The following is a 25,147-nucleotide window of genomic DNA, read 5'->3' as shown; positions in this document are numbered from 1 at the left end:
CTCCACACCGAGCACCGCAGAACCGCCTGACACCCAACACACCAACACACCATTGCGATCACGTCACGTGACGAATCGTTACCGGGAAAGGCTCAGTGATGCGAGCCATCAGCGCGGCGCTGTCGACCGGCATCTCGCTGGTCTCGGATCCGGATGACATGGATGCGCCTTCGAGCGAGAACTCCTGGACTCCGGGTTCCGATCGGATGAGAAGGTCGTCGCCGGTCCCGAGCGACGTGACGGTGGGCCCCGGAAGCCAGAGCTGCCATCCGTGGGGCGGCCTGGGCCAAGATGGGTCTGGAACCCAACCTGGTGGGGGAGTCCAGCCTTCGGGGGGTGTGGGCCAGCCTGGCGGTGGGTTGAACCGCATGGTCACTGCCCACGCTGCCTGATGCCGCGGGAGGCGTCGGCGGGCTTGAGAGTGAACGGCGAAGGGGACAGCGCCGCGCCGAGGTACTCGAGGGTCTTCTGAGGGACGATCTCGTCCTGGTCGAGCCGGAACTTGCGGAACGTTGCGCGGTCTGCAGCGACGATCGCGAGCGGGATGGTCTCCGGAAGCCCGGTCGCAGGCGAGATCCGGTCGACCCCGACCGTCAGGGCAATCGAGTGGATCTTTCCTTGGCGGTCGGCGCCGAAGACGTCGTGCAGCGTGCGTACGGCGGTCTGGAAGACGGCGCTCGCGTAGCGGTCCTTCTGGACCGTCGCCGGCAGCTTGGTCGACGAGATCTCGTCCTTCCTCGGGGCGTACTTGTACTCCTTGACCGAGGGGACTGCGGATGGTTCAGGGACAGCGGCTGCCAGACGCAGCTCCCTGCTGGAGAGATCGAACTCGTAGTCGTGAGTGACTGGAAATGCATCCGGGTAGGCGGAGTTCGACAGGACGATCCCGACGTACTCGCGGATCGCCGCCTCGACGTCGAAGGCGAGATCATTGATCAGTCTGGTKAGTCCCCGGTTCCGCTCGTCGGCGTCGGCGTCTCTCCGACGACACGCTTCGACGTGGACCGCCCGCGCCGCGGCGAGCTTCGCCAGGCGAGCGTCCTCGGCACGCTGCCGCTGCTCCAGAGCGGAGACATGCGCCGTCCGTATCGCTGACACCTGTTCCCGCCACCGCCGCAGCGCCTGCTCGTGCGTGGTCTGAGCTTGAGCGATCGCCTGGGCATGTTTTTTCTTCGCCCCGAATAGGACTCCCGGTACTTGCGGCTCCTGGTAGACGGGTTCCGCCGGGTACACAGGAGCAGCAACGGGCGGTGTCGGGACTGCGAGAGCACCGGGCTCGAACGGTGGATGCACGACGGTCGTGACTTTCAAGGCCTCGAGATCAACATAGCTGTCGACCAGGAGCGCCGTGGCCAGAATGCCGTCGATCTCTTCGAATGTGCTCGCGAGATCGGCATTCAGCGACCCGACCTCGCTCAATCGCGCCGCGACGTACAGCAGGCCCGCTTCCTTCAGCAAGCGGGCCTGTTCTTTCGTGGACGCCTTGGCCGCCGCGGCGGCTGCGCGCTCAGCGGCCCGAGCCTTCTGCGCGGCTTCCTTTTCAGCGGCAAGGAGTGCACGGTGGGCCGCAGCCCTCTGCTGCCGCTGCCGCTTCTCGGCCTGCGCTGCCTGGTACTGCAACTCGGCGAATAGCCCCCGCCGCGTGGCCACCGGCACCCCCTCCGAACCAGGAACAACCTTGCGCTCAGCTACCGTATCCTCACGTCCCGACGATTTCTCGCGGTCACGACAGATCGAGACTGGTTATCCCGCGAGGCTCCGGTGGACGCCGCCGCCCCTTCCGGCCCCGGACCGCCGCGTCTCCAGCACGCGTTGGAATCCGGACAGTTCAGCGGGTCAACCGTCTTCGTAGCGGCCGGCATCTGGACAGTGCTGGCGCGCTGACCCTTGAGCACGGCGGGCCCGTCAGTGTCCTTGAAGACGGGAGGGCATCGACGGGTGCTGACAAGGAAGCCTGCCCAGATGGTCGTTGATCAGGCAGCATGCGAACCATCGACGGCGGACCGGCCCTCCGGGTGACGCCCCTACTCGGTGATCTTCCTGGCCTCCGAGTGGAACATTCGAACTTCGCGGGCTCGGCGGACAGGTTGAGCTCGCCGGACCGGGCAAGCTTGGGACGACGAGCCATCGTGGGTTGCGGAGGCTGTCCGGAGCGCAGCCACGGGGCAGATAGACCAGGGCCGTAGAGATCTGACGGTGATCTGACAGATGTTGCATACACAACAACAGTCAGATCGCCGTCAGGTCATTTTCGGCCCTGTGAGACCCTCCGTTGAATTGGCTTGCAGTCTCCGCCGGGTGTGGGGCAGCTGCACGTCCGGGCGCAGCGGCGATGAGAGCGTTCGTGGGCCTGTTCTGGCCAGTCCCGGGGTCCAGCGCCGTCTACCACCGCGCACAGGCGTAGGGGCAGGTGCCTTTGCCCCAACGCATGCCCGGAGCGCTGCCCAGCGGAGCTGTTTCCGAGCGTGRCCGTCTGCGCGGGTCATGTCTGTCCTGGCCTCGTGGCTGCGCCTTCTTGCTGGCGGGGTATGCCGCGGCGAAGAAGATGTGTGGCGCGTATGCGCAATAACCCCGCATGATCGATATCGAGGCCGGTCCCGGAGTGGACGGTGTCGAGTAGCTCGGCGATGACGGCCAGTTCGGCGTACCGRCCGCTCTCTGTGGAGAGTGCGTCTGCGAAACGCGCCTGAACCTGTGCGGCGAGCGTTGGCATGAACAGGCTGTGGCAGTAGAGGGTGGCGGCGTCATAGCCGGCGGGTGCCAGGCCCCAGCCTTCCCAGTCGAGCATGCAGAGGGTGGGGCCGCAGAGGTTGGCCCAGTGCAGGTCTCCGTGCGCGGTTACCCACGGTGCGGGCGAGGTGGTGGTGATCGGTTCGCCGAGAATCCTTGGCATGACGTCGTCGAGGTAGGACTGCTCGATGGTGCGCCGGTCGGTGGAGACCGTGGCGAGGATGCGGAAGGAACGGCGCAGTGCCTGGAACCATTGCCCTTTCGGTGAGTCGGTGAGCCGCCGCGGCACGGTCGTGACGGCGAGAGGTCGGACGTGGACGCGGTCGTATAGCTCGGCGCGGTAGTCCCAGCCGTCGTGGTGATGGTCGTGGATCGCGCGTAGCGCTGGGCGTGGGATGGATGCTGGCAGCGCCTGCTGTGCGGTGCGTCCGCCGTCCCAGAACGTGGTGATCTGCTGTCCGGCTTCGGTGGCGGCGATCCGTAGCCAGCCTGGGCTGTCGGGGGTCATTACCGGTCGGCCGAGGGTTCGTCCGGCGAAGCCCCACGCTTCCTCAGCCTGGGTCCGGTCGACCGTGACCCGGAGGGCGGCGCTGGCGCGCTCGTGCGCTGCGCGCATGCGGGTGACGGTGTCTGCGTCGTTCGGCGGCGGCCACATCAGCGTGCCTGCGGCGTTAGCGCTTCGGGGAGTGCGGGAGCGCGGAGGATTGTCTCGCGCGCTGTGGCGGCGAGTACGCCCTGGGTCTCGGCATTCAGGCCGAGGCGGTTCCAGTGGAAGATCACATGGTGGCCGAGGACGTCGCGTAGCCCGCGGCGCAGGGTCCCGGCGTATGCGGCCTGGCCAAGGGCCCGACCGGCATTGTGAAAGGCGCTGGCCCAGATTCCCAGGTTGGCCAGCGGTCGGTCCGCGCCGAACAGGTCGCCTGCCGGGTCGGTGTCGGTGGTCAGCAGCCTGCGTAGAGCGGTGGCCAGCCGTTGAATTTCAGCAGCGGTGGGTGATGTTGCTGGTGGAGGGCGTAGGCGGCTGACACGGTTGAAGACGTCGCCGCGTTCGTACCAGTCCAGGCCCGCGGTGCGCAGCAGCGTGCCGATCAACAGCATCGACAGTTCGCGGCGGCCGAGAGTCGGCGGGGTCCTGCTGGTGATCTCGCTGTGGATGCGGTCGAGGACGTGCCCGCTGTCAGCGGTGAACAGCCGGTGCGCGACGTCGGTGCCGACCTCGCCGCCGAGGGCGTACTCCTCCGGCTCGTAGATCCCTTCCGCCCAGGTGGGGATCGTTCCGGCCGCGGTCAGGTCGTCGAAGGCGGAGCGGAGGGTGGCACGAAGATCCGCCACAGATTGGCCACTGGCTGGAGAGAGCCGTAGCCGCCAGTCGGGCGACTTGCGCACGAACCACCAGGAGGCGACAGCGCCGGCGGCTTGGGCGTGGCGTAGGACAGGTGCCAGGTGGGTGGCTGCGACGGTCTCTGCGTCCGCTGGCTCGGGAAACGTGACACGCACCTGGAACCAGGCAGCACCTTGGACTGCGAGCGCGGCGCGACCTGCCGCCTGGTAGGTGGCGACAGCTGCGGCGAGCTGGTCGGGAGGCAAGGCGGCATGGGCTGCCGCAGTGGGTAGCGGGATGCCGGCCAGCACCGCGAGTACGGCCTGTTCGGTGCCGATGTCTCGGCTGGGGACGGTCAGTGGATCAGCAGGCATCTGTCCCATCCGGTGGCCGGYGCGCCGGTGGCGACGCTGTGGAGGACGAGGGCGATGCCGGCGTCTCCTTCGAGGAGCCCATCAGCCCGCCCGCTGCTCGAAAGGGCGCAGAGCAGGAGGGAAGCGGCGAGTGTCGGCAGGTGGCGGCTGAGGGTCTCGGTGGTGGCGTCGGCGGCGGCGCGGGCGACGGTTTGGTAGAGGCCTGCCCATCCGTGGCACAGTCCGGCTTCGGTGAGGTGGGCGAGTTGGGTGGAGTCGGTGAGGCAGGCTGCGAGTGCCTGTTCGGCGGCGTTCTGGCGGGTGGTGTCACCGGTGGCGATGCCGGCGAGTTGGAGGGCGCGGGCGATTCCGGGGGTGCCATAGCACCAGCTCGGACGGGCGGGGCCGGGCTGGGCCGGTCTCGCGGCCTGCTGATCGGCACGGGTGATCCACTGTGGCCAGGACGGACCGCTGGGGGAGTCGTGGCGCCATTGGTCATAGAAGGCGCACAGCGCGTTGATGGCGTTGGTCTGGCCGTGGACGCGTATCCCGGCGCGTGTGGCGAGCGAGAGCAGGGCCAGTGGGCCGGCGGCVCCGTGGGCCATGCCGAGGTTGGCGTGTCCACCGGCGAATTCGGCAGTGTTGCCCTGGGACGGGTCGTGGCTGCACCACCAGCCGGGGAGTTCCTCTCCGTCGAGGTTGAGAGGTGTGGTGAGGCGGACGAGGTAGGTGAGGATGCGGCCGAGGGCGTCGTCGCCGGGGGTGTGGGCGAGGAGGTGGGCGCCAATGCCGGTGAGCCCGCTGATGACGTCGTACTCGGTGAACCGTCCCGGTTCCCCCTGGTCGATGCGGGCGTTGGCGGCGTCGACGAGGCGGTGGGCGATGGTGGCGACGGCCTGATCGAGCGCGGTGCGGGCGGCGGTGTAGCGGCGGGTCTGCCCGGCTGCGATGTGAACGGCGAAGGCGACCGCCGGGGCGCCGGCGTAGAGCGAGCTGTTCATCGCCACGCTGAGGTGGCCGGAGATGGCTGCGGTCAGCCACGCCTGGACGGGCTCCCAGCGCTCGGCGCTGGCGTGCGCTCGCTCGGCGTGCAGGAGGGCGATGCCGGCCGCTCCGTCGGCGAGCGACTGCGCAGTCTGCCCGAGTTCTCTGGGGGATGGGACGGTGAGGCGGGTGGCAAGGCTTGCTGCGGTGGCGGCGGCCTGATCGCAGGCGATCATGAGACGGTCGCTTCCGTGGTCGCGAGGGCGCGTGCGGCTGTGGCTCGGGCGAGGGCGATGCAGGTCTGTTCGGCGGCGGGGTTCAGGCCGAGGGTTCGGACGACGTGCAGGTGCAGCAGCGAGGCCAAGGCCTGGTCAGGCGGGCGCTGCGCGGCGAGGGCGTCGCGGTAGGCGGCCAGTGCTGTGGCCCGCGGCTGCCAGGCGGACAGCACGGCGTCCGCCCCGGGAACGGCCCGCAGATGAGCGAAGCTATCTGCGGGGTTGGCCAGGTGCAACGTGGTGGTGCGTTCCGCCCGTGGGACGCGGGCAGGCTCGTGGGGCAGCACGTCACGAAGCCACCGCATGCCGGTGGACAACGCGCCGGTGAAGGCGATGGCCATATCGACCAGGCCGGCGACGGTGAGCGCTCCGACGGACAGGCGGGCGCTGGCGGCGAGACGGCGGGCGGCGAGGGCAGCGGCGGAGTCGGCGGAGAAGACGCCTTCGGCGGCGGTCATCGCCGGGCCATAGCCGTAGCGGCCGGTCTCCGGTTGGTAGGTGTCGAGGTGAAGGTGCGACAGCAGTCCGGCCTCGCGCTGTACCGCAGCCCAGGTTCCCAGCCGCGTGGCCGCCAGCCCGTAGCCGCCAGGTTCGTTGACGGCGAGGCGTAGCCGCAGGTGGGGCTCGGTGTCCCGGTACGGCAGGAACCACCACGCGGGCGGGTCGGGCCACGCGTCCAAGAGGTCGTGGAGGCGGGCGAGGAGATCGGTGGCCCGGTCGGGGTGGCCGTAGAGCCGGGCCGACAGCCACGGCGACACACCGGGTAGCTGGGCATCCGACCGAGCAGCGGGCACGGTTGCCGCGAGGCGCTCCGGTGCCGGCCCCGGCAGGGGTGCGGCGGTGGTGGCCAGCGGGATGACCAGTTCGTGGGCGTGGCCGGCGAGCCAGCCGAAGGCTTCTGGAGCGGCGTCCTCGTCGAGCCGGGCGGAGCCGTGCCGGTGCAGGTGATCGCRTAGCAGGGCGAGATGGGCGTCGACGTGCAGATCGAGGCGCAATCGGTTGTCGGTCTCGACGAGCTGGACCCGCGTGGGCACTGGGATCGTGCCGCCCCAGCGGGCCAGCGCCTCGCGCCATTCCTGCGCCGACTCGGCGCGGCTGGGCAGGTCGGCAGCTGTGAGATTCCAGTGGGCCGGGGCGAGCACGGTGCGCCGATGGACGAGTCGGGGAAGGAACGGCAGCCCACCGGCAGCGCCCCAGGAGAAGGGGATGGAGACGGCGACGCGGGCGGTGGGTAGCTCGCACAGGAACCGTGTCAGCGGGTGGGTGTGGTACTGGAACTCCACTGCGTGCGCGGCGGACGGCTCGACGAGACGCCGGTCGGGCAGCGACACCAGATACAGCCCCTCAGCGTCGGCACCGACAGCCAGGTCGGCCGGGCGCAGCACGCCTGGGCCGGCGTCGTGATGCTCGGCAAGCGTGATCACCGTGTCGGCGAGCCGCGGCGATCGGGCCACGCCGACGGTGGCCGTGGKAAGCGGCGGACAGGACACCTGCGCGGTCGTCGCGCCGGCCCGCATGGTGGGCAGGGCGGCGTAGGTGTCGCGGAACCGGTCGAAGGACGCGGAGTCGAGCAGGTGCAGGAATCGGCCAGTGGTGGTTGCGGCGGCGCGCCCGCCGCCGGTCACACGCAGGGTGAACAGGCCGCGGGACAAGGCCGGCAGGTCGTTGGCGTGGACCTCGGCGAGGAGTTCGGCGTGCGGTGGAACCCGGGCCGGTGCGGTRTCGCCGGCGAGAGCCGCGATGTCGGCGTCGCCGAGGCGTACCTCGATGGCGCCGTTCAGGGCCGCTCGTTGCGCGAGAGCGGCTAGGCGCTGGTCGCGGGCCGCGTTCCCGCGGGGGCGGTGGGAGCGTGTGGAGCCGCGGAAGGTGGCGGGCAGACCGAGGCCGGTGTCAGGGTTGACGGCTTCCAGCAGTGGGACGAGGGCGGCGGGGCCGTAGCGTTCGAGGAAAGCTTCGTGCCAGTCCGCCCACTCCGGGGGAACGGCGGTCGGCCCTGTGAGCCGGGCGAGCGCCCGAGCGGCGGCCCCAGCCTCCTCGGCGACAGCCGCCGGCAGGACCACGTCCGCGTTCAACACGAGGCCTACGTCGAGGTCCGGGTCAGCGCTGGGAACAACGCGCCGTTGAAGCGCCTCTGCCTGCGTGCGCAGCGTGCGACGGTGCGAGGCGGAGCGCGTGTTGTCGTGGTGGGCGAGCAGGTCTTGTAGGTCGCGGATCACGTTGAGACGGCCGGCGAGTGGGGGCAGGTCGTCAATCCGGGCTGCGGCCAGCTGGTCGGCGACTTCACTGAGTGGATCGGTGATGGTTGTCGCCGGGCGTAGGGGCGTGTGSAGGAACCGGCGGCGGACCAACTCGATCACCATAGTCTCGATCTGGCCGGCGGCGGGAGCGGGTTTGTCGGCGGCGAGGCGAGCGACCAGCTCGGGGACGGGCCGCGAGCTGACCGCGTGGAGCAACGCCGCCTCCACAGCCCGGGTGCGGCGCACCGACACCTCGACCACCGACTCCGGCCCGGCGTCGTCGCCGGACCGGGCGACAGGGCCGATGAACAGTCGGTCGCCTCGGGCGACTGGTATTCCGTCGGCAGCAACCGGCGGCCGCCGCAGCAGCGTGTCGAACGCTTCCAGGTCGTCGGCGAGCGTGGCGAGCCAGGCGCCGCCCGGCCGGGCGTGAACCCGATGGTCGTCGCCGAGCCGGACGCGGGCCCGCGGGCCGAAATCCGCGGGCCCGACACCGGCGAACAGGCCGAATGGAGTGGCGCGCCCGGTCATCCGCAGTACGTAGCGGGCTGTCGCAGTGACAGCCCGCCGGGCGGTCCGCCGATCGTGGCACTGCCCGTCGAAGACCGACGCGACCCGCGCGGCCAGCGACGGGCTGGCGAGCCTCATCGCGTCGGCGAACACGGGCCGTGCCCAGATGTCCCGCAGCCAATCCGTCCAGCCGGCTACGGCGCCGTCGGTGGTGTCGTCGAGGTCTGGCCATGGGGGCAGGTCGACATCGGTGGGGACCACGGCCATCCGTAGCAGCGGAACGTCAAGGCTGCGGTACATCACGCACCTCTCAGCGGCGGAGGTTCAGTTCTGCTTGCAGCTGGTGCAGGCCGACGAGCAGGTCTTGCCGCAGTTGTCGCTGGTGGAGCGCAGCAGCTCGGGGATGACGGGTCCGCCGTCGACGATCTCGACGTCTAGGTCGTAGTCGCCGGCGAGGGGGAGCGGGGCCGGGGCGGTTGTGTGGGCAGGAGTCATGGCGATGCCTTTCCTTCGGAAGGGGTGGTGAACGCGTCGCTGTGTTGGTCAGGACCAGCTCAGGACGACGATGCGGTGGCGCTTGGCGATCACCCGGCCGGGCGGAAGTGCCTCTGCCGGAGTTGTGGCCGGCCAGACGCTGATCGTGGCCGGCGACGCGTCGCGGTGGGTTCGGTTCCAGGCCTGGACCTGCGTGACGACCAGGCCGGCGAGGCGGGCGGCGTCGGGCCCGTGGGCGTAGGCGCCGAACTCGTAGGTGTCGTCGCCGTCCTCGACCTTTCGCAGGGTGAGGTAGGCGAAGCTGTCCGCTTCCACGGCGGTGGGCGTGCCGATCGGGGAGACGGGGTCGACGAGCTCTCGAGCGGTCGGGGAACGGGCGCGGGAGAGCAAGCCGTAGTCGTCGAGGCTGCTGGCAAGCCACAGCAGCAGCCCGTCGAACGGTTCCATCCCGCCGAACCGCACTCCCGACCACGCCTCGACCCGCGGGGCGAGTAGCGCGGCCCGCAGTGCGGCGGCGTCGAGTTCGGGAGCCTGCTCGTCGAACCGCAGGCCCACGTCGGCATCGTGAAGCTGGACGAGGCGTTCGGGATGGGCGCCGTCGCCGCGCACGGGCAYGAAGCCGGCCATCTGATGGTCGAGACTGACCAGAACGCCGTCGCGGGGGGTGAGCGCGACCGTCCGGCTCAGCCCCCGCATCCGCAGGGGAACGACGATCCGGCCGTCTGGGGCGAGCTGATCGGTCCAGGCGGGTGGGATGTCCCAGGCGCCCGCGGTGACGATGATCCGGTCGTAGGGCGCGTGCTCGGGGACGCCGTGCTCGGCGTCGGCCAGCACGACGTGGACCTGGTCGTAGCCTGCCGCCGCGAGGCAGTGGTGGGCTCGTTCGGTGACGTCGGCGTCGATGTCCATGGTCGTCACCGCACCGGTCGGGCCGACGAGTTCCGCGATCAGGGCGGCGTTGTAGCCCCCGGAGCCGACTTCGAGGACCCGCATGCCGGGGCTGATCCCGGCCTGTTCGAGCATCGTGGCCTGCAGCCAGGGCGCGGAGACCGAGCTGACGGTCATGCCGTGCTGGTCCTGCTTGGTCCGCACGATGTCGTCGGCGTAGGCGTCTTCCAGCGACACCTCGGGTGCGAACAGGTGCCGCGGCACCGCGCGGAACGCGGCCTCGACCTCCTTCGTCCTGATCGAGCCCGCCGCGACGAGGTCGTCCACGAGCCGGGCCCGCAGATCCTCAGCGCGTGCTTCCTCGTCGGCTTCGGGCGGTTGTTGATGCCCGTGCGCGTCGCTCAACACCGTTCTCCTCTCGCGATCGTCGGATGGTGGGGTTTCAGCCCCAGGTGATCAGGAGCTGGGCTGATGGTTTCGTGAGGAGCCGGCCGGGCGGCGCCGAGGCGCGGCYGGCATCGGTGGGGTAGACGCGGATGGTGGGGTCCGGGCCACCGCGCCGCTCGGCGTCCCACACGCGGATGTCGTGGGTGAGCAGGTCGGCGAGCCGGTACCGGTCGGGGCCGTACGCGACAACCCCGATCTCCACGCCGGTCCCGCCCGTCGGGGTGAAGGCCAGGAAGGCGAGGCTGTCGTCCGACCAGCAGGYAGACACCCCGGCCGACGCATCCGCAGGCAGTTCGGCTCCTGCGGATGCGTCGGTGCCGTGGAGCCGGCCGTAGGTGGGCTGCACGGTGGCCAGCCACAGGTCCAGGCTCGGCAGGTCATCTGCGGAGCCGGTCGTAGGGGGCGCGGAGCGGGAACCCGAAGTACCCGTCGTTGATCAGTGCCGTGACGTCGGTGTAGCCGGCTTTGTCCAGGCAGGCGTGGGTGCGGTGGACTACGGACTGGTCGATGTCGATGGTGGTGACGTGGCCGGTTGGCCCAGTCAGCTCAGCCAGCAGCGCCGCGGTGTAGCCACCGGAACCGATCTCCAGGATCCGCTGGCCGGGTTCGACCCGGAGCTGCTCGAGCGTCGCCGCGACGRTGGAGGGCCGCGACACCGCGCTGAGCGGTKCCCCGTAGACATCCCATTTCGTGACGACGGCGTCGTCCTTGTAGGCCTCCTCGGTGCCGGCGTCGGGCAGGAACAGGTCCCGGGGCACGGCCCTCAACGCGGCTACGACCGGGGCGGAGACGGGCTCCTTCGCCAGGACAAGGTCGACCATGGCCGTGTGCAGCAGCGCGATCGACGCCTGCGTGGAAGCAGGCATCACGCCACCTCGCCGAGCAGGTCGTCGTACTCGCCCCGCTTGACCGCACGGACGAAGTCCCCGAACGCGCCGGGGGTGGTCCGCACCGACGGGCCCAGACTCGACCTGATCAACACACGGTGCCCGTCGAGGGCGACTTCGACGGCATCGGGCACCGTCGGGTCGAGCGTGGACGGGCGCCGCCATCGTGGGACGGCCGGGACAGGCATGCCGGTGGGCGCAACAGACACGGGTTCCTCGAAACGATGCGATCGGTGTGGACGGGTGGAGMCCGCCGAACCCGGGCCGCACGACTCGGCCCAGGCCCGGCGGGAGCAGAAGCGACGACGCGACACGACCCGGGGTTCATCCGCCCTGAGCTGGTGGAACGGACGGGACCGGATCGGCGTGTTCACCGCGCGCAGCACCCATGACACACTGCGCCCAAACGGAGCAACAGAACGCAACGGCTCGTTGCGTGCATGCAACAGCTCGTTGCACCCACCTGCGAAGGCGTCGACGGGGAGGCCGAAGGTGCAAGCTGGTCAGCGAAACGACGCACTCGCCAACCTGGCCGATCTGCTGCGGACACTGCGTGATCAGCATCGGACCAACAACAGCCGGCTCGAAGCCCGCACCGGCTTCAAACGCCAGCAGATCTCTCGGGCCGTCAACGGCCAGGAGATCCCGTCCGCGGACCTCGCGGACGCGCTGGACACGGCGTTGGCCGCAGCGGGAGCCATCCGGCGATTGCGGGACGAAGCTGTCAGGGAGAAGYGGGCCCGGGACCTGGGGCTCGACCCGAGCAGGCAGGAGGAACCCGTGGACGCCAACCGTCGGCAGGCGTTCGAACTCGCCGCCGCGAGCCTCGTCGCCGCCCAGATGTACCGGGAGTGGACCTCGTCCGCCCCCGATGTGCTGACCCTCGACGAGATCGACGACGCGATCAACGCGCACACCGTCGCGTTCACCGTCGAACCGCACCAGCGGCTCGCGCCGAAGGTGTGGAAGACGTGGAAGTCGGCGCACCACCACCTGATGAACGGCAGTGGCCGGGCCCGCCCGCAGACCAGGCTCACCGTCGCCGCCGGCTACGCCTCCTACATGCTGTCGCGGCTGTCGTTCAACCTCGGAGACACCCTGGCTTCGCGCCGGTTCATCCGCCTCGCCGAAGACCACGCGAGCCAGACCGACGACGTGGTGCTGACCGCGTCGGTCGGGGAGATGGTGACGACGCTGGCGTTCTACGGCCGCCGCTACCAGGAAGCCGCCGTCTCGGCTCGGAAGACCGCGGTCGTGGCGGACAACCCGTACACCCGGGCCCGGATCGCCAGCTACGAGGCGCGGGCCCTTGGCGCGCTCGGCGACGTCGAGGGCACCCGGGCGGCGTTGAACCGGATGCGCACGTCGGTCACGGACCTGCCGCTGCAGCCCGGGATCAGCCCGTTCGGCCCGGCCGCCGCCGAGATGATGTACGCCGGGGTCCTGACCCGGATCGGCGGTGGCGTCGAGGCCGAGCCGATAGCCCGAGCCGCGCTCGCCGCCTACGAAGGAGGCCAGGCGGGCGGGTTCGAGGACTACGGCCACGCGCTGCTCGCGCTCGCGGCCAGCCTCACCGCCCGCGAACAGCCCGAGATCGACGAAGCCGCGACCATGGCCGGGAAGGTCGTCGACATGCTCGACACCCGGCCCACCGCCTCGGTCTCCGACCGGGTCGCAGAGATCGCCATAGCGTTCACCGGCCATCCCACCGTCGAACCCGTCCGTGACTTCTGGGACCGCTGGCAGGCACGCCCCCGCCTCGAACTGACCACGGGCCAGGCGTGACCATGACCCTCCACTACGGAACCCCGACCGTCGTCACCATCCCCACCGTGCTCACCGAACGGCTGGTGCTGCGCGGCTGGAAGGTCGTCGACCTCGACCYGTACGCGGCGATGAACGCGGACCCGGAGACCATGCGCTACCTGGACGGCACGTTCGACCGGGCCGGCACCGAGCGGCTGGTCACCCATCTGATCGGCATGTGGGCGATCCGCGGGCACGGCATGTGGGCGGTCGAGGACCGGGCCAGCGGGGAGTTCCTCGGCCGCGCCGGCACCTACTTCGCCCAGGGCTGGCCAGGCGTGGAGGTCGCGGTGTCGATCCGCCGCGACCGCTGGGGCCAAGGCCTGGGCACCGAAGCGATCACGGCGGCGCTCGACTTCGGGTTCGYCCACCTCGACGTCGACGAGCTGATCACCGCAACGCATCAGGAGAACRCGGGCATGAACATGATTGCCCGMAAGCTCGGGATGACCTTCCGTGAGATCGCCGACGTCGGCCCGTGGAAGGCGAACAACGTCCACGCGATCAGCCGTGCCTCCTGGGCCGCCAACCGACCCGAGGAGAGCAAAGGCTGACTTGCCCGCGGAACAGCTTCGTTGATCTCTGCGTCAGAGCGTCGCTGCTGTCATGGCGGTCGCGCCTGGCAGGGACAGCGCAGCGGTCCCGGCCGATGCGGTGCGCGGTGATGTTCATTTCCGTGAGCGAAACTACGTCTTCATCCTGATAAGTCGCAAAGGCCGGATAGGTCGGTTATGCCCGCCGGAGGGGGTTGCGGGCCCGCGACCTGCGAGAACAGCGTCGCCGAACGTCTCGTCCCTGGCTTTGAAGGCCTGTTCCGGGACGAATTGCGGGGGCGTGGGCGGGCTTGTCCCGGACGGCGGCATGGAGCTACGGTCGTATCCGCCCCCTTGACCGCCGGACACCGACCCGCTAGCGGGCGGCCGGTTCGGTGGGAGACGGGGTGGTGGTAGCAGCGAGGCGCTGGGACGCGTTTCCGGTCCACAGGACTGGTGACGGAGCGAGAGGGTGTCGCTGTGAGTCGGGTGGCTTGCGAGCCGCGMCCGGGAGATGGTGTCAACGTCCGCGGTCGTTGCTACAGCGGTAGCTACACCTGGCGGGACTCCCGACCGTCCGATTACAAGATCGGTACCATCCGTCCGTGCGCGTTCGCGAAAGCCTATACAGGCTGCTTGACGACCTGGCCACCTCGGCCTCCATCCGCTGACGTCCGTCGTTGTTCGCTGGCCCGGCTGTGTAGATGCCCATACCGCCGCCACTTCTCAGGAGTGGGCTGCGCTCCGCTGTCTCCACGAGTGCAGTGGCGTTCACGTTCGCTTGTGCCCGCAACGTCAGTCCCCAACTCCCGGCCTGGGAACGGACGCGGGCCATGCCGAGACGGTCGCCACCCCGCGCGTACAGGGGAAGTCGCGCGACGTTCTAAGATCGTGTTACGCGAGTATCGGGGAGGGGTGCGCCGGGTGACGAGCCCTGACGTCGGTGTGCCGACATACGATCAGCTGCTCTGGCCGACGATCAACGCACTGCGCGATCTTGGAGGGTCCGGCGCGATCTCGGAGATTAATGAACGAGTCATCGAGCTGGAGAAGTTTAGCCCAGAGCAGCAAGATCAGCTACATGGAGACGGGCCGCGGACGGAGATCGAGTATCGGTTGGCCTGGGCTCGTACCTATCTGAAGATGATGGGCTTGACCGACAATAGCAGTCGTGGCGTTTGGACGTTGTCGGAACCAGGGCGCTCCGTTGACAGGGCAGATATTCCCAAGATCCATGCTGAAGCCAAGCGTGCTTGGGCCGCTGAACGTGCCGAGAAGGCGCGCAAGCCGGCCGATTCAGAACCCAAGGCCACCTACGAACAGGCGACGTCGGACGACGGAGAAAAAGACCAGGAAATCGCCTGGAAAGAGGAATTGCTCGAAGCGGTGATGGCGATGCCGCCCGACGCATTCGAGCGCCTTGCTCGCCGGCTCCTCCGGGAGGCCGGGTTTATCAGCGTCAATGTCACCGGCGGCACCGGCGATGGTGGCATCGATGGGCTGGGAATCTACCGTCTCTCGCTCGTCAGCTTCCCGGTATTCTTCCAATGTAAGCGGTACAAGGGAAGTGTTTCTCCGAGCGCTGTCCGAGATTTCCGGGGGGCGATGGCGGGCAGGGGAGATAAAGGGCTTCTGATCACGACGGGATCGTTCACCTCTGCCGCTCAAAAGGAGGCAACCCGCGACGGCGCTCCTCCGGTTGATCTGATCGACGGGGATAGACTCTGTGACCTCCTCCGTGAATACAACCTTGGAGTCAAGGTGGAGATCGTCCAGCACGAAAAGGCCATAGTTAACCGAAGATTCTTTGACGACATTTGAATTGAACTCGCAGAAAGCCGGCAGTCTGCGCTAACATCCGGCTCGTCCGTCGGCTCTGGATGGCGAAGTGAGTAACCCGCGGATAAGAGATCTTCGGTGGTTCGTCTGCCGGTGTCCGTGGTCGTCCGCCGGTGCCGGTCACAGGCTCGGTCTCGTCCGCCGAGTCCGTGACCGTCCGCTGGTGTTCGCGGGCTTGGCTGCCACTCTGGCTGCCGTCCACTGCGGCCTGCTCCCTGACGGATGGAGGAAGTGCGCCCAAAAGAGCGCGGCCATCTCGGCAGCATCGACTACGGCAGCAGCATCTCCTCCTGGGGGTCGTAGCAGACCAGACGCATTGATGCCGCGAGTTCGGCTGTGTAGGCGGACACCTCCTCGGCCATGCTCCACACGACGCAGAGGTAGAGGAATGGCCCGGACGGCTGGGGTGTGACCGACCACGGGGCGGTGTCGTCATCCGGCCACCGGTGCGTCAAAGCCTCACAGTAGGCGGCGATGAGGTCCGTGGCGGGCGTCTCCGGGTCGTCGTCGTAGCGCTGGAACATCTCGTTGAACGCGGACCCTGCGGCCAGATTGTCTGCTGGTCGCTCGCCTTCCCAGCTCACAAGATCGAAACTCACGGGAGCAGTCTGCCATCTGGGTACGACATGTCAGGCCAAGGGCGGTGCCGCCCTCTGTAGGCGTCTAACGGCGTGGTGCGATCGGAAGCAACCTGGTCGAAGCCAAAACGATCTCGAATGGTGACCGCAGACAGGATCGTCGCTGGCAGGCCGGGCGGGTCGGGCTGTCGGAGGAGCGAAGCGCCCTGGCACTGGTGATGGGGCTGTCGGCTGGCGTGCCCTCTGCTCGTTTTTTGCGGCTGCCCACCGGCGTGCGCGACGAACGTCCGCAGAACCGCGTTCCGTGCCCCGGCTGGTTCACCCCACGCTGACGACCGGCGCCCTTCGTCGAACGCCTCGGATGGTCTACGCGGTGCGGGGTGCGACGGGCCCGGCGAGCACGGCCGCCAGGCCGCGCGCAGGCGGTCGCGCGGCGCGGCCCGCACCGCGACTTGATCCTAACTCGGGTAATTCGGCAGTCTCGGGCTCTCGCTGACGGGCTGGTGGTGCTCGCCGTACCGTGATCGGGTGGAGGTAGCGGTTGCTGAGCGGTTGGCGAGCGAGCTGCTGACCCCGTTGGGGGATCGGTGGCGGCATGTGCAGGCCGTGGCGGCGGCTGCTTGGGAGGTGTCCGCGGCCGTCGATCCGGAGGAGCGTGACCTGCTCGTCGCGGCGRCCTGGCTGCATGACATCGGGTACGCCCCGCCGATCGGTCACCTACGGTTCCACCCCGTGGACGGCGCCCGGTTCCTCGAATCCCACGATGCGCCGAAGCGGCTGTGCGCGCTGGTCGCGCATCACTCGTGTGCCCGGTATGAAGCCGAGGAGCGGGGGCTGACGGYGGAGCTCTCCGCGTGGGAGCTGGAGGTGTCGCCGGTKATGGACGCGCTGTGCGCCGCGGATATGACGACGGGGCCACAGGGCCAGCGGTTCACCTTCGACGAACGGATCGCGGAGATCCTGTCCCGCTACGGCGACGGCTCGATCGTCCACCGGTCGGTCACCCGGGCTCGGGCGGACCTGCAAGCCACCGTGGAACGCACGACCGCACGGCTCGTGGCGGTTCAGCCGAGGTAGGGCGTGGCCCGGTTCTCCAGGTAGTGATCGATGCGCAGGCGCATCGATGGGTGGATGTTCAGCCCGTCCAGGTCCTCGGGCGCGACGAACTTGACCTCCTTCGTCTCGCTCGAGGTGCGTAGCTCTCCGCCAAGATTGCGGGTGGTGAAGCAGAGCGAGAACTGCTGGCGGACCTCGCCGTCGTCGTAGGCCAGGACATGCCGGGGGTTGGTGTAGACCCCGATGAGTCCGGTCACCTCGATGTCGATGCCGGTCTCTTCCTTGGTCTCGCGGACGGCGGYGTCGGTGATGGACTCGCCGAGGTCCATGCCGCCGCCGGGCAGGGCCCACAGGTTGTTGTCGGTCTTGTGGACCATGAGGATCCGCCCGGCCTCGTCGGTGACCACGGCGGTGACGGACGGGACGACRCTGTTCGCCTTGGGGGCGTTCGGGTCGTTGAAGTAGTCGATCCGTGCCAAGAGGGTCAGGCTCCTTCGGTGGTGGCCCAGATGCGTTCGAAGCTGGCGGCGTAGTGGTCGAAGAGTCCGCCGGGCTGGGCGCGTAGGTGCATGACGGGGGAGTGCGCGGCGGGGGCGCCGTAGACGTGGGTGTTCACCAGCATGTCGCCGTCGAAACGGTAGATGGAGTTGTAGAGCGTGGTGGCGTGTAGCCGCAGCTCGATTCCGGGCGCGTCGCGCAACGATGCCAGGTAGGTGAGGGTGATCCGGGTTCGGGCGGCGAGTCCGTCACCGATGCCCTCCTCGTCGCCTCGCAGGGCGACGGCGGGGGAGTCCGGGTCCCCCAGGGCGTAGCGGATGTTCACGCCTTCGGCGCCTTTGCGGCGGAGAACGGCGGTGAAGTCGGCGTGCCCGTCGGGGAGGAACAGGCCAGCGATGACGAGGACGTCGACCTGGTGACGCGCACCGGCGAACAGCGTCCGCCACAGCTCGGCGGGAACGGCGGCGCGGCTGGGGTAGACGCGCACGACATCGCTCGGCACGTCCGCGGCCGGCGACCCGGGCTCGGTCCGGGGCTCGGGGACGGCGCCCGGTCTTTCGGCAAGCCCGATGCGTCCGCGGGGGATGCCGATGCCGTCGGCGATGCGCTCGAAGATCTCCAGGCTCGTGACCTGGCGGCGGCCGTTCATGATGTCGCTGACGTGGGACTGCGGCAGGCCGCACACGGCGGCTATCTGCGTCTGGGTGGCGCCGGTCCACTGGCGGTAGATCTTGAAGACGGTGCCGATGTCGCGGCGGGCGAGTGCGTCGGCCATCTCGGGTCGCTCCCAGAGTCCCGGCGGGGTCTGGGGTAACGGACGACGGACGGACACCATGGCGGCCTCCGGACGGTAGGTGCTCCGACCGTCTGTCCTCGATCGGGCGCGCAGAGCATATCCGGTCTCCGTATAGATCGGAAGTCTCGGTGTATACGGCCGGCGGCCTTCCGTGACCGGCTGTCCGGTTGGACGGTGGGCGGGCGTCGGTTCCGCTGCGCGACGGACACCTGTTGCGGGCCGGTTCCGGCGCTTTGTCGCACGCCACCGACCAGTGGAGGACGGATCGTGATGTTCGACAGGGGGAGTGGAGGTGACCCGGGTCCGCTGCTGTTCGGCATCGTCCGCTTCGAGCCGGGCGGGGACCGCCGGGTACGGGACACGGTCATCACCTTCCCCGGGGCGACAGCGGCGGATCTGTTCGCGATCGAACAGGGCTGGCACGACTACCAGGTCACCTCGCTCCGCTTCTTCGTCCACGACGTGCGGCCGGCGGCCGTCGACTGGACGAGGTATAGGTCCGATGATCTGGCGGCGCGCTTCGCGGACCGTCGGCGGTGGCCGTGAGTGCGGCGGCCCGGTCGGGTCCGTTCCTTCCGCCGGTGCCCGCGGCCGGTGACGGCGCCGGTGGTGCGGGGGAGATGCTGTCGGCGGTCGTGATGATGCCGTGGGGGCCGGACGAGTGGGCGCTCGTCGTCCAGCCGGGCTCGGACTCGGCGGATCTCATGCGGGCCGTGTCCCGGATGCCGGGCGGGTTGAAGTACTCCGAATCGTTCGGCGATGTCGACGTGGTGCTCGTCTACCGGCTGCCGGATGGCGACAGTGCGGCGGCGGGAGTCGGGGGCGAGGATCCGGGCCCGTCCCGGCGGGGATGCGGAGGTGCGGCCGTGCGGACGGCGCTCGCCCTGGGCCTGACCCGGCCCGACTCGCGGTGGATGACCCGTGGGGAGCGGGCGGCCTTCCGGGCGGGGCAGGCCGAAGCCTTCGAAGCGGTCCGCCGGACCGTGCTCGACGCGATCGGAGTACCGGTGGCCAGCACCACAGCGCCGGGCTGATTGACTCGGCGACGTTCCGGACCTCGACGGGCCGGCTCGGGCGGGAACTACTCCGCCGGGGTCGGCCCGTCGTCGTTGCCTCGGGCGCGGCCGGGCTGGGTCGCTCCGGCTGCTCCGGCGGGCGCGATGCGCTCCGAGAGGTCGGCGAGACGCTGTTCGATCCGGAGCAGGACGGCGAGAATCTGCCGGTCGGTGCCGGTTCCTGCCCCTCCTCGGCCCGCGCGGCGGCCTGATGTCGCTGCTGCCGGCTGCTCCGGCTGCTTGCCGGGAACGAGCACGCGGACCAGGTGGTCGTCCGGCCAGTCCAGGGCGCGGGCGATGGCGGCCAGCGTGGCGTCCTGGACCCGGCGGCCGTGGGCTCCGCGCTGGAGTTGGCGAAGCGTCGCGACGGACACGCCGGATGCGGTGGCGAGTGCTTGCTGTCCCATCCGCTTCTGGTTCATCCTGGCGTTGAGGGCGTCGGCGACAGCCTGCCAGTTCTCACCCTCGACCTTGCCTCGCGCCGTGTACGGCGGAACCCCCCGTTCGCTTGTCACTCGTCAAAGATAACGTTGTCGTGGAAACGCATTCTAGACGGTCACCGGATAATTTCCATCCGCACTCCGTATACATAGATACGAAAGCGCTTGGCGATCGGTTCGTGAGCGGTTCAGAGTAGGTGCTGCCCGACAGAAACCGGACTTCCGGTGGCGGGGCTGACCCTACGGAGGTAGACGGACTATGGCGATACCGCGACGCATTCCGGTGCGTTTCGAGGACGTGTTCCCGGCGGGGGCGTTCGTCCTCGGCGTGGAGGCGGCGAACGACTACGACAAGGTAAAGGCGAACGCTCCCGATCCACAGGAGCGCGACCCGAACACCGGCGAGCGGGTCTGGGCGGTCCGCGTGCTGGACCCCGACCCGGCGGCCCGGCAGGCGGAGCTGAAGGTGAAGGTCGCCGCCGCGGTGCAGCCGGTCCTGCCGGAGGCGATGCCGGGCACGCCGTTCCGGCCGGTGCAGTTCGAGGGGCTGACGATCACACCGTGGGTGGACATCAACGGGAAGTTCCCCAAGCAGGGGTACGCCCTGCGCGCGGTGGGCCTGCGGCAGGTCGGCCCGCTGCGGCGGACGGGGGCGGCGGCGTGAGCGGCGAGCCGAAGCAGTCGTACGCGACGCTCGGCCTGTCCGTCGGCGCGGACTGGTTGGTGACCTGCCACACCTACCCCGACCGCGCGCCGATCCTGGTCGTGGACGCGGGGCGGGTGAGCCTGAGCGTGTCGGCGCTGGGGCGGGAACCGGACGCCCGGCATGTCGACTTCGCGTACAAGCTGCTCGCGGCGGTCAACGACTACCTGATCGCCTACGAGAAGTTCCAGTTCGAATCCCAGGAAGCCACGGAATCCGCCGAAGCGGCGGCGGTGGCGGTAGCGGCTCCGGCTGACGACATGGCCGGGCCGCGCGCCGCGTAGTTTTCCCGCCGGTCGTCGGCATCACGAGGAAACGAATTCCCGTTTCTCGCCTTTCCCTCTTCGTTCGTCAATCCCGTCGGTCTGTGTTTCGTGCGCTCGAAAACAGGTGGTATTGCCATGTCCAGAATCAACGGTGACCAGCGATTCCCGCGGGTTCCCTCGCGGGTCGACAAGGTGCGCGTGCCGGTGTGGATGCTGCTGGTGGCGGTGGCCGGCAAGCTGCTGTGGCTGGCGCTGCGGGGCTGCTGGCGTCACCGCGTCGCCGTGGCGTTCGTGGTCGGCCTGCTTCTGGTGGTGAACCGGGTGGGGCTCGTCGGCCTGGCCGTGCTCGTCGCGGCCTTGGTCCTGGTGGCGGTCGCGTGGTGGCGGGTGCATCCGCGGTCCTTCGGKCCAGTGGCCTGGTGGGTGTGGGGACGGGCGCGGCTGACGTTCGTCTACCGGTGGCGCTGGAAGCCGGCGATGGTGCACACCGACCTGGCGATCCGCATGCCGACGTCGACCGGTGATCAGGTGACGTTCGACGAGTACTTCCCGCGGATTCGGAAGATCCGTTCGTCGCGGTCGGTGGACGTGCTGCGGGTGGAGCTGCTGCCGGGGCAGACCCCTGCGGAGTGGGCGGAGCAGGCCGAAGCCTTGCGGCACGTGTTCCGGGCTCGGCGCTGCCAGGTGCGGGCGGAGACGTTTCGGTTCGTCCGGGTCTCCTTCCACCATCGGGATCCGCTGACCCGGCCGGTCACTCCGCCGGACCTGGACGACACCACCGATCCGGACGACTCCGCCGACCCTGCCGGCTCTGACCCTTCCGGAGCTGTTCCCTCCGCTCTCGTCCGCCGTGGCGGGCGTGCGTCGCGGCTGCTCGCCGGGCTGTCGGCGGTGCCCGTCGGACGGTGCGAGGACGGCCGTCCCTGGACGTTGCCGGTCCGGGGAACTCACGTGCTCGTCGCGGGGGCGACCGGGGCGGGTAAGGGCTCGGTGCTGTGGTCGCTCGTCCGCGGTCTCGGTCCGGCGGTGCGGGCGGGGCTGGTGGAGCTGTGGGTGTGCGACCCGAAGGGCGGGATGGAACTGGCGTTCGGGGAGCCGCTGTTCGCCCGGTTCGCGACCGACACCGACGCGATCGCGGATCTCCTCGACGACGCGGTGAGCGTCATGCGGGACCGGACCTTCCGGCTCGCGGGAACCACCCGGCTGCACGTCCCGACGGTCGGTGAGCCGCTGATCGTCGTGGTGGTCGATGAGATCGCTTCCCTGACGGCGTATGTGACCGACCGGGAGGTGAAGAAGCGGATCGGGGCGGCGTTGCCGCTGCTGCTTTCCCAGGGTCGGGCGCCCGGGGTTGTGGTGGTGGCGGCGGTGCAGGACCCGCGTAAGGAGGTGTTGCCGCTCCGGGAAAGGAGAGAAGTCCTGTGAACATCTTCTCGTCTGGCAACTTCGGCGCGTGGCGCACCCCCGGCGGAGACTCCCCGCTCGTCGCGACCCACAAGACCAACACCGGTGACCACGAGCTGACGATCCGGCCCGGCGCGGACGTCGGCGACCTGGCGGCGATCCTCGCGAACCTTCCCGCGGATGCCTTCTTCACCGAGCACTACGGCGACGTGAACGCGGTGCTCGTGTTCCGCCAGGTGCCTGGACTTCCGGCAATGGTCCCGGCGAACGGAAATCCATCGACGGATCCGGCGGCGGCGAACATCAGCCGTCCGTAACGGCAGTCCTGCCTGYTCTAACCACATTTTTCTTCCGTTCTCTGGTGGCGTTTCAAGCTGTCAGGGTGTCGGACGGGTCCAGGGTCGGCCGAAGGCCGATCGCGTAGCGACGCCGTAGGCGCCCTGGACGCGGCCGGCGCCCCGGCAGACCATTCCAACGCCAGAGAACGGAACGCCACCGGAACCGGGCAACGTCGCCCGCGGCCGGCGTGAACCTGTCCCGTTCTTCCGGCAAGGAGAAGTCACCCATGCCCAGTACCACCCCCGGCTCGTCGAACGGCCGGCGCAAGGAGCGCAGGAAGCGCGCCAACGGCCAGGGCTCCATCTACCAGCGCGGAGACGGCCTGTGGGTCGGCGCGGCCTACGTCCTGATGCCTGACGGGACGACCAAGCGGCGGCCGGTCTACGGCAAGTCGGAAGAGATCGTCCGCGGCAAGCTCACGGAGCTTCAGGCCAACTCGGATCAGGGCATTCCGGCGGACGCCACCGGATGGACCGTCGAACGCTTCCTGACGGTCTGGCTCGCGCAGACGGTGAAGCCGAACCGTCAGCCGAACACCTATGTCACCTATGAGAAGGCGGTTCGGCTGTACCTCATCCCGGGGCTCGGGAAGAAGCGGCTGAACAGGCTGAGCGGTGCGGACGTCCGGCAGTTCATCCGGCGGACGGAAACCACCTGCCGGTGCTGCGAAATGGGCAGGGACAAGGCGCGGCCGGAACAGGAACGGCGCTGCTGCGCGGTCGGCCAGTGCTGCAACCGCCGTCCATCGAAGCGTCAGGTTCAGGTCGTGCATGCCGTGCTCCGCAACGCGCTCCAGGCGGCGGTGCGCGAGGAACTGATCCGACGGAACGTGGCGAAGCTCGTCCAGGTCTCGACCCCTCGTTACAACGTCGACCGGGGTCTGACCGTCGAGCAGGCACACCGGCTTCTCGATGAAGCTGCCGGCAATCGGCTGTATGCGCTGCTGGTCCTGGCGCTGTTCCTCGGGATGCGCCGCGGGGAGCTGCTCGGGCTCCAGTGGTCGGACATCGACACCGACCGGGAGACGCTGACGATTCGGCACACGCTCCAGCGGGTCGGCGGGGAGCTGCGGCTGCTGCCGCCGAAGACGGAGGACTCGGAGCGCACGCTGTCGCTCCTGGGCCTGGTGGCCGACGCACTCACCGAGCATCGCAAGCTCCAGCAGACGGAACGGGAAGCGGCCGGCGACCGCTGGGTGACGACCGATCACGTCTTCACCACGAAGATCGGAACGGCGATCGAACCGGACAACCTGCGCCGGTTCTGGATGCCGCTGCGGCAGGCGGCCGGGCTCGACGCCGTGGTGTTCCACGGTTTGAGGCACACATGCGTGACGCTTCTGCTGGACTTGGGCGTGCCGCCGCACATCGTCCGTGACATCGCGGGCCACTCGGCGATCGAGGTGACGATGACGATCTACGCGCACGCCTCGATGGGGGAGAAGCGGCGGGCTCTGGGCCGGCTCGACGGCCACCTGACCGGGCCCCGACCCTGACTCGTTGCTACACCGGTTGCTGCACGTGGGGGTGTCGGGGGGCTCGGCCCCCCGGCAGGCCTGACGAGGGGATCGAAAAGGCGCAGCATGCGAGCCTGATCCCCGAGTGCGCCCGGCAGGGATCGAACCTGCGACCTGGTGCTTAGAAGGCACTCGCTCTATCCACTGAGCTACGGGCGCGCTTGCAGGGGATGGGCCCACCGGGGAGCTACAACAGGGTAGCAAGGTTCGACCAGGCATCGAACACGCGGGGACGCGCCGTCTCCTGGGAAGGTCAAGCTCCTGGGAAGGCCGAGGTACGACGCTGAGGCGTCCGTGGCAGGTGGGCAGACGGGATGCGTCGCGGACCGGCGTGGGGTCCGAGCGTCGGCGTGCCGGTGCGCGTKGGTCCGTGGATGCGTGGCCTGTGGGCGAACCCTCGTTATCCACAGGCGACCAACCGAGGGTTTCCGAAGTCGCCGTGACGGCTCACTGTGGGAGAGGCCGTTCGCGGCCAGCCCGGCGGATCCGTCCCTGACCCGAGGAGCACGCCATGCTCGAGACGACCATCACGCTTGTCGGCAACCTGGTCGACGATCCGGATCATCGGATGACGGCCAACGGTGCGTCGATATGCACCTTCCGCCTCGCATCGACGCCCCGCCGGTTCGATCGTTCCGAGAGCCGCTGGGTCGACGGAACCACGCTGTTCCTGCGGGTCTCCTGCTGGCGCCAGCTCGCGGACAACGTCGCTGCCAGCCTCGTCCGGGGTGATCGCGCGCTCGTCTACGGCAGGCTGCGGCAGCGGTCGTTCGAGACGGGCGAAGGGGAACGGCGGGTTACCTACGAGATCGACGCGGATGCGGTCGGAACCGAGCTCACCTGGCATGCGGCTCGCTCGGAGCGACTTGCCCGTCGCCCGGGCTCCGCGGTGGTGGCGGCGGCCGCGACGGATGTTCCCAGTGATCCGTCCGCTCTGGTGGGATCCGCTCTGGTGGGATCCGAGCACGGCGCTCTGGCCGGCTTCCCGGTCGCCGGTGCGGATGCGGATGCGGATGCGGCCGGAGCGGCATCCGCCGCGACGGCCATGGCGTCGATGGCCGAGGGACCGCCGGAGGGTTCCGGGCGGCTCCAGGGCGCGGGTGCGGCGCCCGGCGAACCGCGCCCGTCCGCGGTGACGGTCGGCGATTCCCCCTGGCAGTCGTTTCCCTCCTCCCATGACCTGTCCTGACC

At 69.4% G+C, this 25,147-nt stretch carries 25 protein-coding genes, 1 tRNA gene and 1 pseudogene; 12 read left to right on the top strand and 15 right to left on the bottom strand.

The features are described 5' to 3' along the window. Positions 1-372 precede the first annotated feature (372 nt). From Manayef4_RS09875 to Manayef4_RS09840, 10 genes are all read right to left on the bottom strand, one after another. Positions 373-1,650, bottom strand: coding sequence for a hypothetical protein (locus Manayef4_RS09875; RefSeq protein WP_011435570.1), 1,278 nt, complete (start codon positions 1,648-1,650; stop codon positions 373-375). 832 nt (positions 1,651-2,482) lie between these two features. Next, on the bottom strand, positions 2,483-3,346 hold the full coding sequence (locus tag Manayef4_RS09870; RefSeq protein WP_236701472.1) for a hypothetical protein: 864 nt from the start codon (positions 3,344-3,346) through the stop codon (positions 2,483-2,485). Positions 3,347-3,384: 38 nt separating this feature from the next. Beyond that, entirely contained in the window at positions 3,385-4,425 is a 1,041-nt protein-coding gene (locus Manayef4_RS09865) for a thiopeptide-type bacteriocin biosynthesis protein (protein WP_011435572.1), read from the bottom strand. Then, a complete protein-coding gene (locus Manayef4_RS09860) occupies positions 4,407-5,624 on the bottom strand; it encodes a lanthionine synthetase C family protein (protein WP_011435573.1) in 1,218 nt (405 codons plus the stop codon). Before Manayef4_RS09860 ends, Manayef4_RS09865 begins: the two co-directional genes overlap by 19 nt. After that, a complete protein-coding gene (locus Manayef4_RS09855; RefSeq protein WP_070131390.1) occupies positions 5,621-8,710 on the bottom strand; it encodes a lantibiotic dehydratase in 3,090 nt (1,029 codons plus the stop codon). Before Manayef4_RS09855 ends, Manayef4_RS09860 begins: the two co-directional genes overlap by 4 nt. A 24-nt stretch (positions 8,711-8,734) precedes the next feature. Next, a complete protein-coding gene (locus tag Manayef4_RS22805; RefSeq protein ID WP_023840439.1) occupies positions 8,735-8,905 on the bottom strand; it encodes an FxLD family lanthipeptide in 171 nt (56 codons plus the stop codon). A gap of 48 nt (positions 8,906-8,953) precedes the next feature. Continuing rightward, the gene (gene fxlM / locus Manayef4_RS09850; RefSeq protein WP_083282377.1) at positions 8,954-10,135 is read right to left on the bottom strand and encodes a methyltransferase, FxLD system; all 1,182 of its coding nucleotides are present in this window, start codon (positions 10,133-10,135) and stop codon (positions 8,954-8,956) included. Positions 10,136-10,235: 100 nt separating this feature from the next. Then, complete coding sequence (locus Manayef4_RS25910) at positions 10,236-10,586, bottom strand: hypothetical protein (protein WP_254665563.1); 351 nt, start codon at positions 10,584-10,586, stop codon at positions 10,236-10,238. 31 nt (positions 10,587-10,617) lie between these two features. After that, entirely contained in the window at positions 10,618-11,106 is a 489-nt protein-coding gene (locus Manayef4_RS25905) for a hypothetical protein (protein ID WP_254665562.1), read from the bottom strand. Further along, a complete protein-coding gene (locus tag Manayef4_RS09840) occupies positions 11,106-11,336 on the bottom strand; it encodes a DUF397 domain-containing protein (RefSeq protein WP_023840443.1) in 231 nt (76 codons plus the stop codon). The genes Manayef4_RS25905 and Manayef4_RS09840 overlap by 1 nt, the downstream gene beginning before the upstream one ends. A gap of 283 nt (positions 11,337-11,619) precedes the next feature. On the opposite strand from Manayef4_RS09840, the gene Manayef4_RS09835 reads away from it, so the two are divergent. The 3 genes from Manayef4_RS09835 (at position 11,620) to Manayef4_RS09825 (ending at position 15,287) form a co-directional block, all read left to right on the top strand. Beyond that, positions 11,620-12,912 carry a hypothetical protein gene (locus tag Manayef4_RS09835; protein WP_070131397.1) on the top strand — a complete coding sequence of 431 codons (1,293 nt, stop codon included), beginning with the start codon at positions 11,620-11,622 and terminating at the stop codon, positions 12,910-12,912. Positions 12,913-12,914: 2 nt separating this feature from the next. Next, the gene (locus tag Manayef4_RS09830) at positions 12,915-13,487 is read left to right on the top strand and encodes a GNAT family N-acetyltransferase (protein ID WP_070131389.1); all 573 of its coding nucleotides are present in this window, start codon (positions 12,915-12,917) and stop codon (positions 13,485-13,487) included. 903 nt (positions 13,488-14,390) lie between these two features. After that, positions 14,391-15,287, top strand: a complete 897-nt coding sequence (locus Manayef4_RS09825) for a restriction endonuclease (RefSeq protein ID WP_023840445.1) — start codon at positions 14,391-14,393, stop codon at positions 15,285-15,287. 287 nt (positions 15,288-15,574) lie between these two features. Here Manayef4_RS09825 and Manayef4_RS09820 read toward each other — a convergent pair whose 3' ends face one another. Then, the gene (locus Manayef4_RS09820) at positions 15,575-15,904 is read right to left on the bottom strand and encodes a hypothetical protein (RefSeq protein ID WP_035730000.1); all 330 of its coding nucleotides are present in this window, start codon (positions 15,902-15,904) and stop codon (positions 15,575-15,577) included. A 507-nt stretch (positions 15,905-16,411) separates the two neighbouring features. Between Manayef4_RS09820 and Manayef4_RS09815 the strand changes: the two genes are divergently transcribed. After that, positions 16,412-16,960, top strand: a complete 549-nt coding sequence (locus Manayef4_RS09815; protein WP_070131388.1) for an HD domain-containing protein — start codon at positions 16,412-16,414, stop codon at positions 16,958-16,960. Here Manayef4_RS09815 and Manayef4_RS09810 read toward each other — a convergent pair. Both Manayef4_RS09810 and Manayef4_RS09805 read right to left on the bottom strand, forming a co-directional pair. Beyond that, a complete protein-coding gene (locus tag Manayef4_RS09810) occupies positions 16,948-17,418 on the bottom strand; it encodes an NUDIX domain-containing protein (protein WP_070131387.1) in 471 nt (156 codons plus the stop codon). The two genes, Manayef4_RS09815 and Manayef4_RS09810, sit on opposite strands and share 13 nt — an antisense overlap. Before the next feature lie 5 nt (positions 17,419-17,423). Continuing rightward, positions 17,424-18,212: a helix-turn-helix domain-containing protein gene (locus Manayef4_RS09805; RefSeq protein WP_232234883.1), complete on the bottom strand. Its 789-nt coding sequence runs from the start codon at positions 18,210-18,212 to the stop codon at positions 17,424-17,426. Between the two features lie 291 nt (positions 18,213-18,503). Here Manayef4_RS09805 and Manayef4_RS24130 point away from each other — a divergent pair, with 291 nt between their 5' ends. Together Manayef4_RS24130 and Manayef4_RS24125 are read left to right on the top strand one after the other, a co-directional pair. Continuing rightward, a complete protein-coding gene (locus Manayef4_RS24130) occupies positions 18,504-18,779 on the top strand; it encodes a hypothetical protein (RefSeq protein WP_023840446.1) in 276 nt (91 codons plus the stop codon). Next, positions 18,770-19,267, top strand: a complete 498-nt coding sequence (locus Manayef4_RS24125; RefSeq protein ID WP_011435584.1) for a hypothetical protein — start codon at positions 18,770-18,772, stop codon at positions 19,265-19,267. The genes Manayef4_RS24130 and Manayef4_RS24125 overlap by 10 nt, the downstream gene beginning before the upstream one ends. Positions 19,268-19,314: 47 nt before the next feature. On the opposite strand, the gene Manayef4_RS09790 is transcribed toward Manayef4_RS24125, so the two are convergent. Then, positions 19,315-19,803 carry a helix-turn-helix transcriptional regulator gene (locus Manayef4_RS09790; protein ID WP_011435585.1) on the bottom strand — a complete coding sequence of 163 codons (489 nt, stop codon included), beginning with the start codon at positions 19,801-19,803 and terminating at the stop codon, positions 19,315-19,317. Between the two features lie 184 nt (positions 19,804-19,987). Between Manayef4_RS09790 and Manayef4_RS09785 the strand changes: the two genes are divergently transcribed. The 5 genes and pseudogenes from Manayef4_RS09785 (at position 19,988) to Manayef4_RS09765 (ending at position 23,935) form a co-directional block, all read left to right on the top strand. Continuing rightward, a complete protein-coding gene (locus Manayef4_RS09785; protein ID WP_011435586.1) occupies positions 19,988-20,392 on the top strand; it encodes a hypothetical protein in 405 nt (134 codons plus the stop codon). Next, a complete protein-coding gene (locus Manayef4_RS09780; RefSeq protein ID WP_011435587.1) occupies positions 20,389-20,715 on the top strand; it encodes a hypothetical protein in 327 nt (108 codons plus the stop codon). Before Manayef4_RS09785 ends, Manayef4_RS09780 begins: the two co-directional genes overlap by 4 nt. Positions 20,716-20,832: 117 nt before the next feature. Next, a pseudogene (locus tag Manayef4_RS09775) lies at positions 20,833-22,104 on the top strand (FtsK/SpoIIIE domain-containing protein); the annotation flags it as partial. A gap of 14 nt (positions 22,105-22,118) precedes the next feature. Beyond that, positions 22,119-22,418, top strand: coding sequence for a hypothetical protein (locus Manayef4_RS09770; RefSeq protein ID WP_011435589.1), 300 nt, complete (start codon positions 22,119-22,121; stop codon positions 22,416-22,418). Positions 22,419-22,666: 248 nt separating this feature from the next. Further along, positions 22,667-23,935, top strand: coding sequence for a site-specific integrase (locus tag Manayef4_RS09765; protein ID WP_070131386.1), 1,269 nt, complete (start codon positions 22,667-22,669; stop codon positions 23,933-23,935). A 107-nt stretch (positions 23,936-24,042) separates the two neighbouring features. Here Manayef4_RS09765 and Manayef4_RS09760 read toward each other — a convergent pair. After that, positions 24,043-24,115: transfer RNA gene (locus Manayef4_RS09760), tRNA-Arg, on the bottom strand. 352 nt (positions 24,116-24,467) lie between these two features. On the opposite strand from Manayef4_RS09760, the gene Manayef4_RS22795 reads away from it, so the two are divergent. Then, the gene (locus tag Manayef4_RS22795) at positions 24,468-25,145 is read left to right on the top strand and encodes a single-stranded DNA-binding protein (protein WP_011435591.1); all 678 of its coding nucleotides are present in this window, start codon (positions 24,468-24,470) and stop codon (positions 25,143-25,145) included. The last annotated feature ends 2 nt before the right edge of the window (positions 25,146-25,147 follow it).

This window comes from Frankia sp. CgMI4, from assembly GCF_001756285.1.
In the GTDB taxonomy this organism is placed as follows: Bacteria; Actinomycetota; Actinomycetes; order Frankiales; family Frankiaceae; genus Frankia; species Frankia casuarinae.
This window is presented reverse-complemented; position numbering and strand designations above follow the sequence as displayed.

Excerpts from the sequence above, each read along its gene's own strand:
- Manayef4_RS09865 (WP_011435572.1), bottom strand. The coding sequence starts at position 4,425 with ATGCCTGCTGATCCACTGACCGTCCCCAGCCGAGACATCGGCACCGAA.
- Manayef4_RS22805 (WP_023840439.1), bottom strand. The coding sequence starts at position 8,905 with ATGACTCCTGCCCACACAACCGCCCCGGCCCCGCTCCCCCTCGCCGGC.
- Manayef4_RS09805 (WP_232234883.1), bottom strand. The coding sequence starts at position 18,212 with ATGGCCGACGCACTCGCCCGCCGCGACATCGGCACCGTCTTCAAGATC.
- Manayef4_RS24130 (WP_023840446.1), top strand. The coding sequence starts at position 18,504 with ATGTTCGACAGGGGGAGTGGAGGTGACCCGGGTCCGCTGCTGTTCGGC.
- Manayef4_RS09785 (WP_011435586.1), top strand. The coding sequence starts at position 19,988 with ATGGCGATACCGCGACGCATTCCGGTGCGTTTCGAGGACGTGTTCCCG.
- Manayef4_RS09765 (WP_070131386.1), top strand. The coding sequence starts at position 22,667 with ATGCCCAGTACCACCCCCGGCTCGTCGAACGGCCGGCGCAAGGAGCGC.
- Manayef4_RS22795 (WP_011435591.1), top strand. The coding sequence starts at position 24,468 with ATGCTCGAGACGACCATCACGCTTGTCGGCAACCTGGTCGACGATCCG.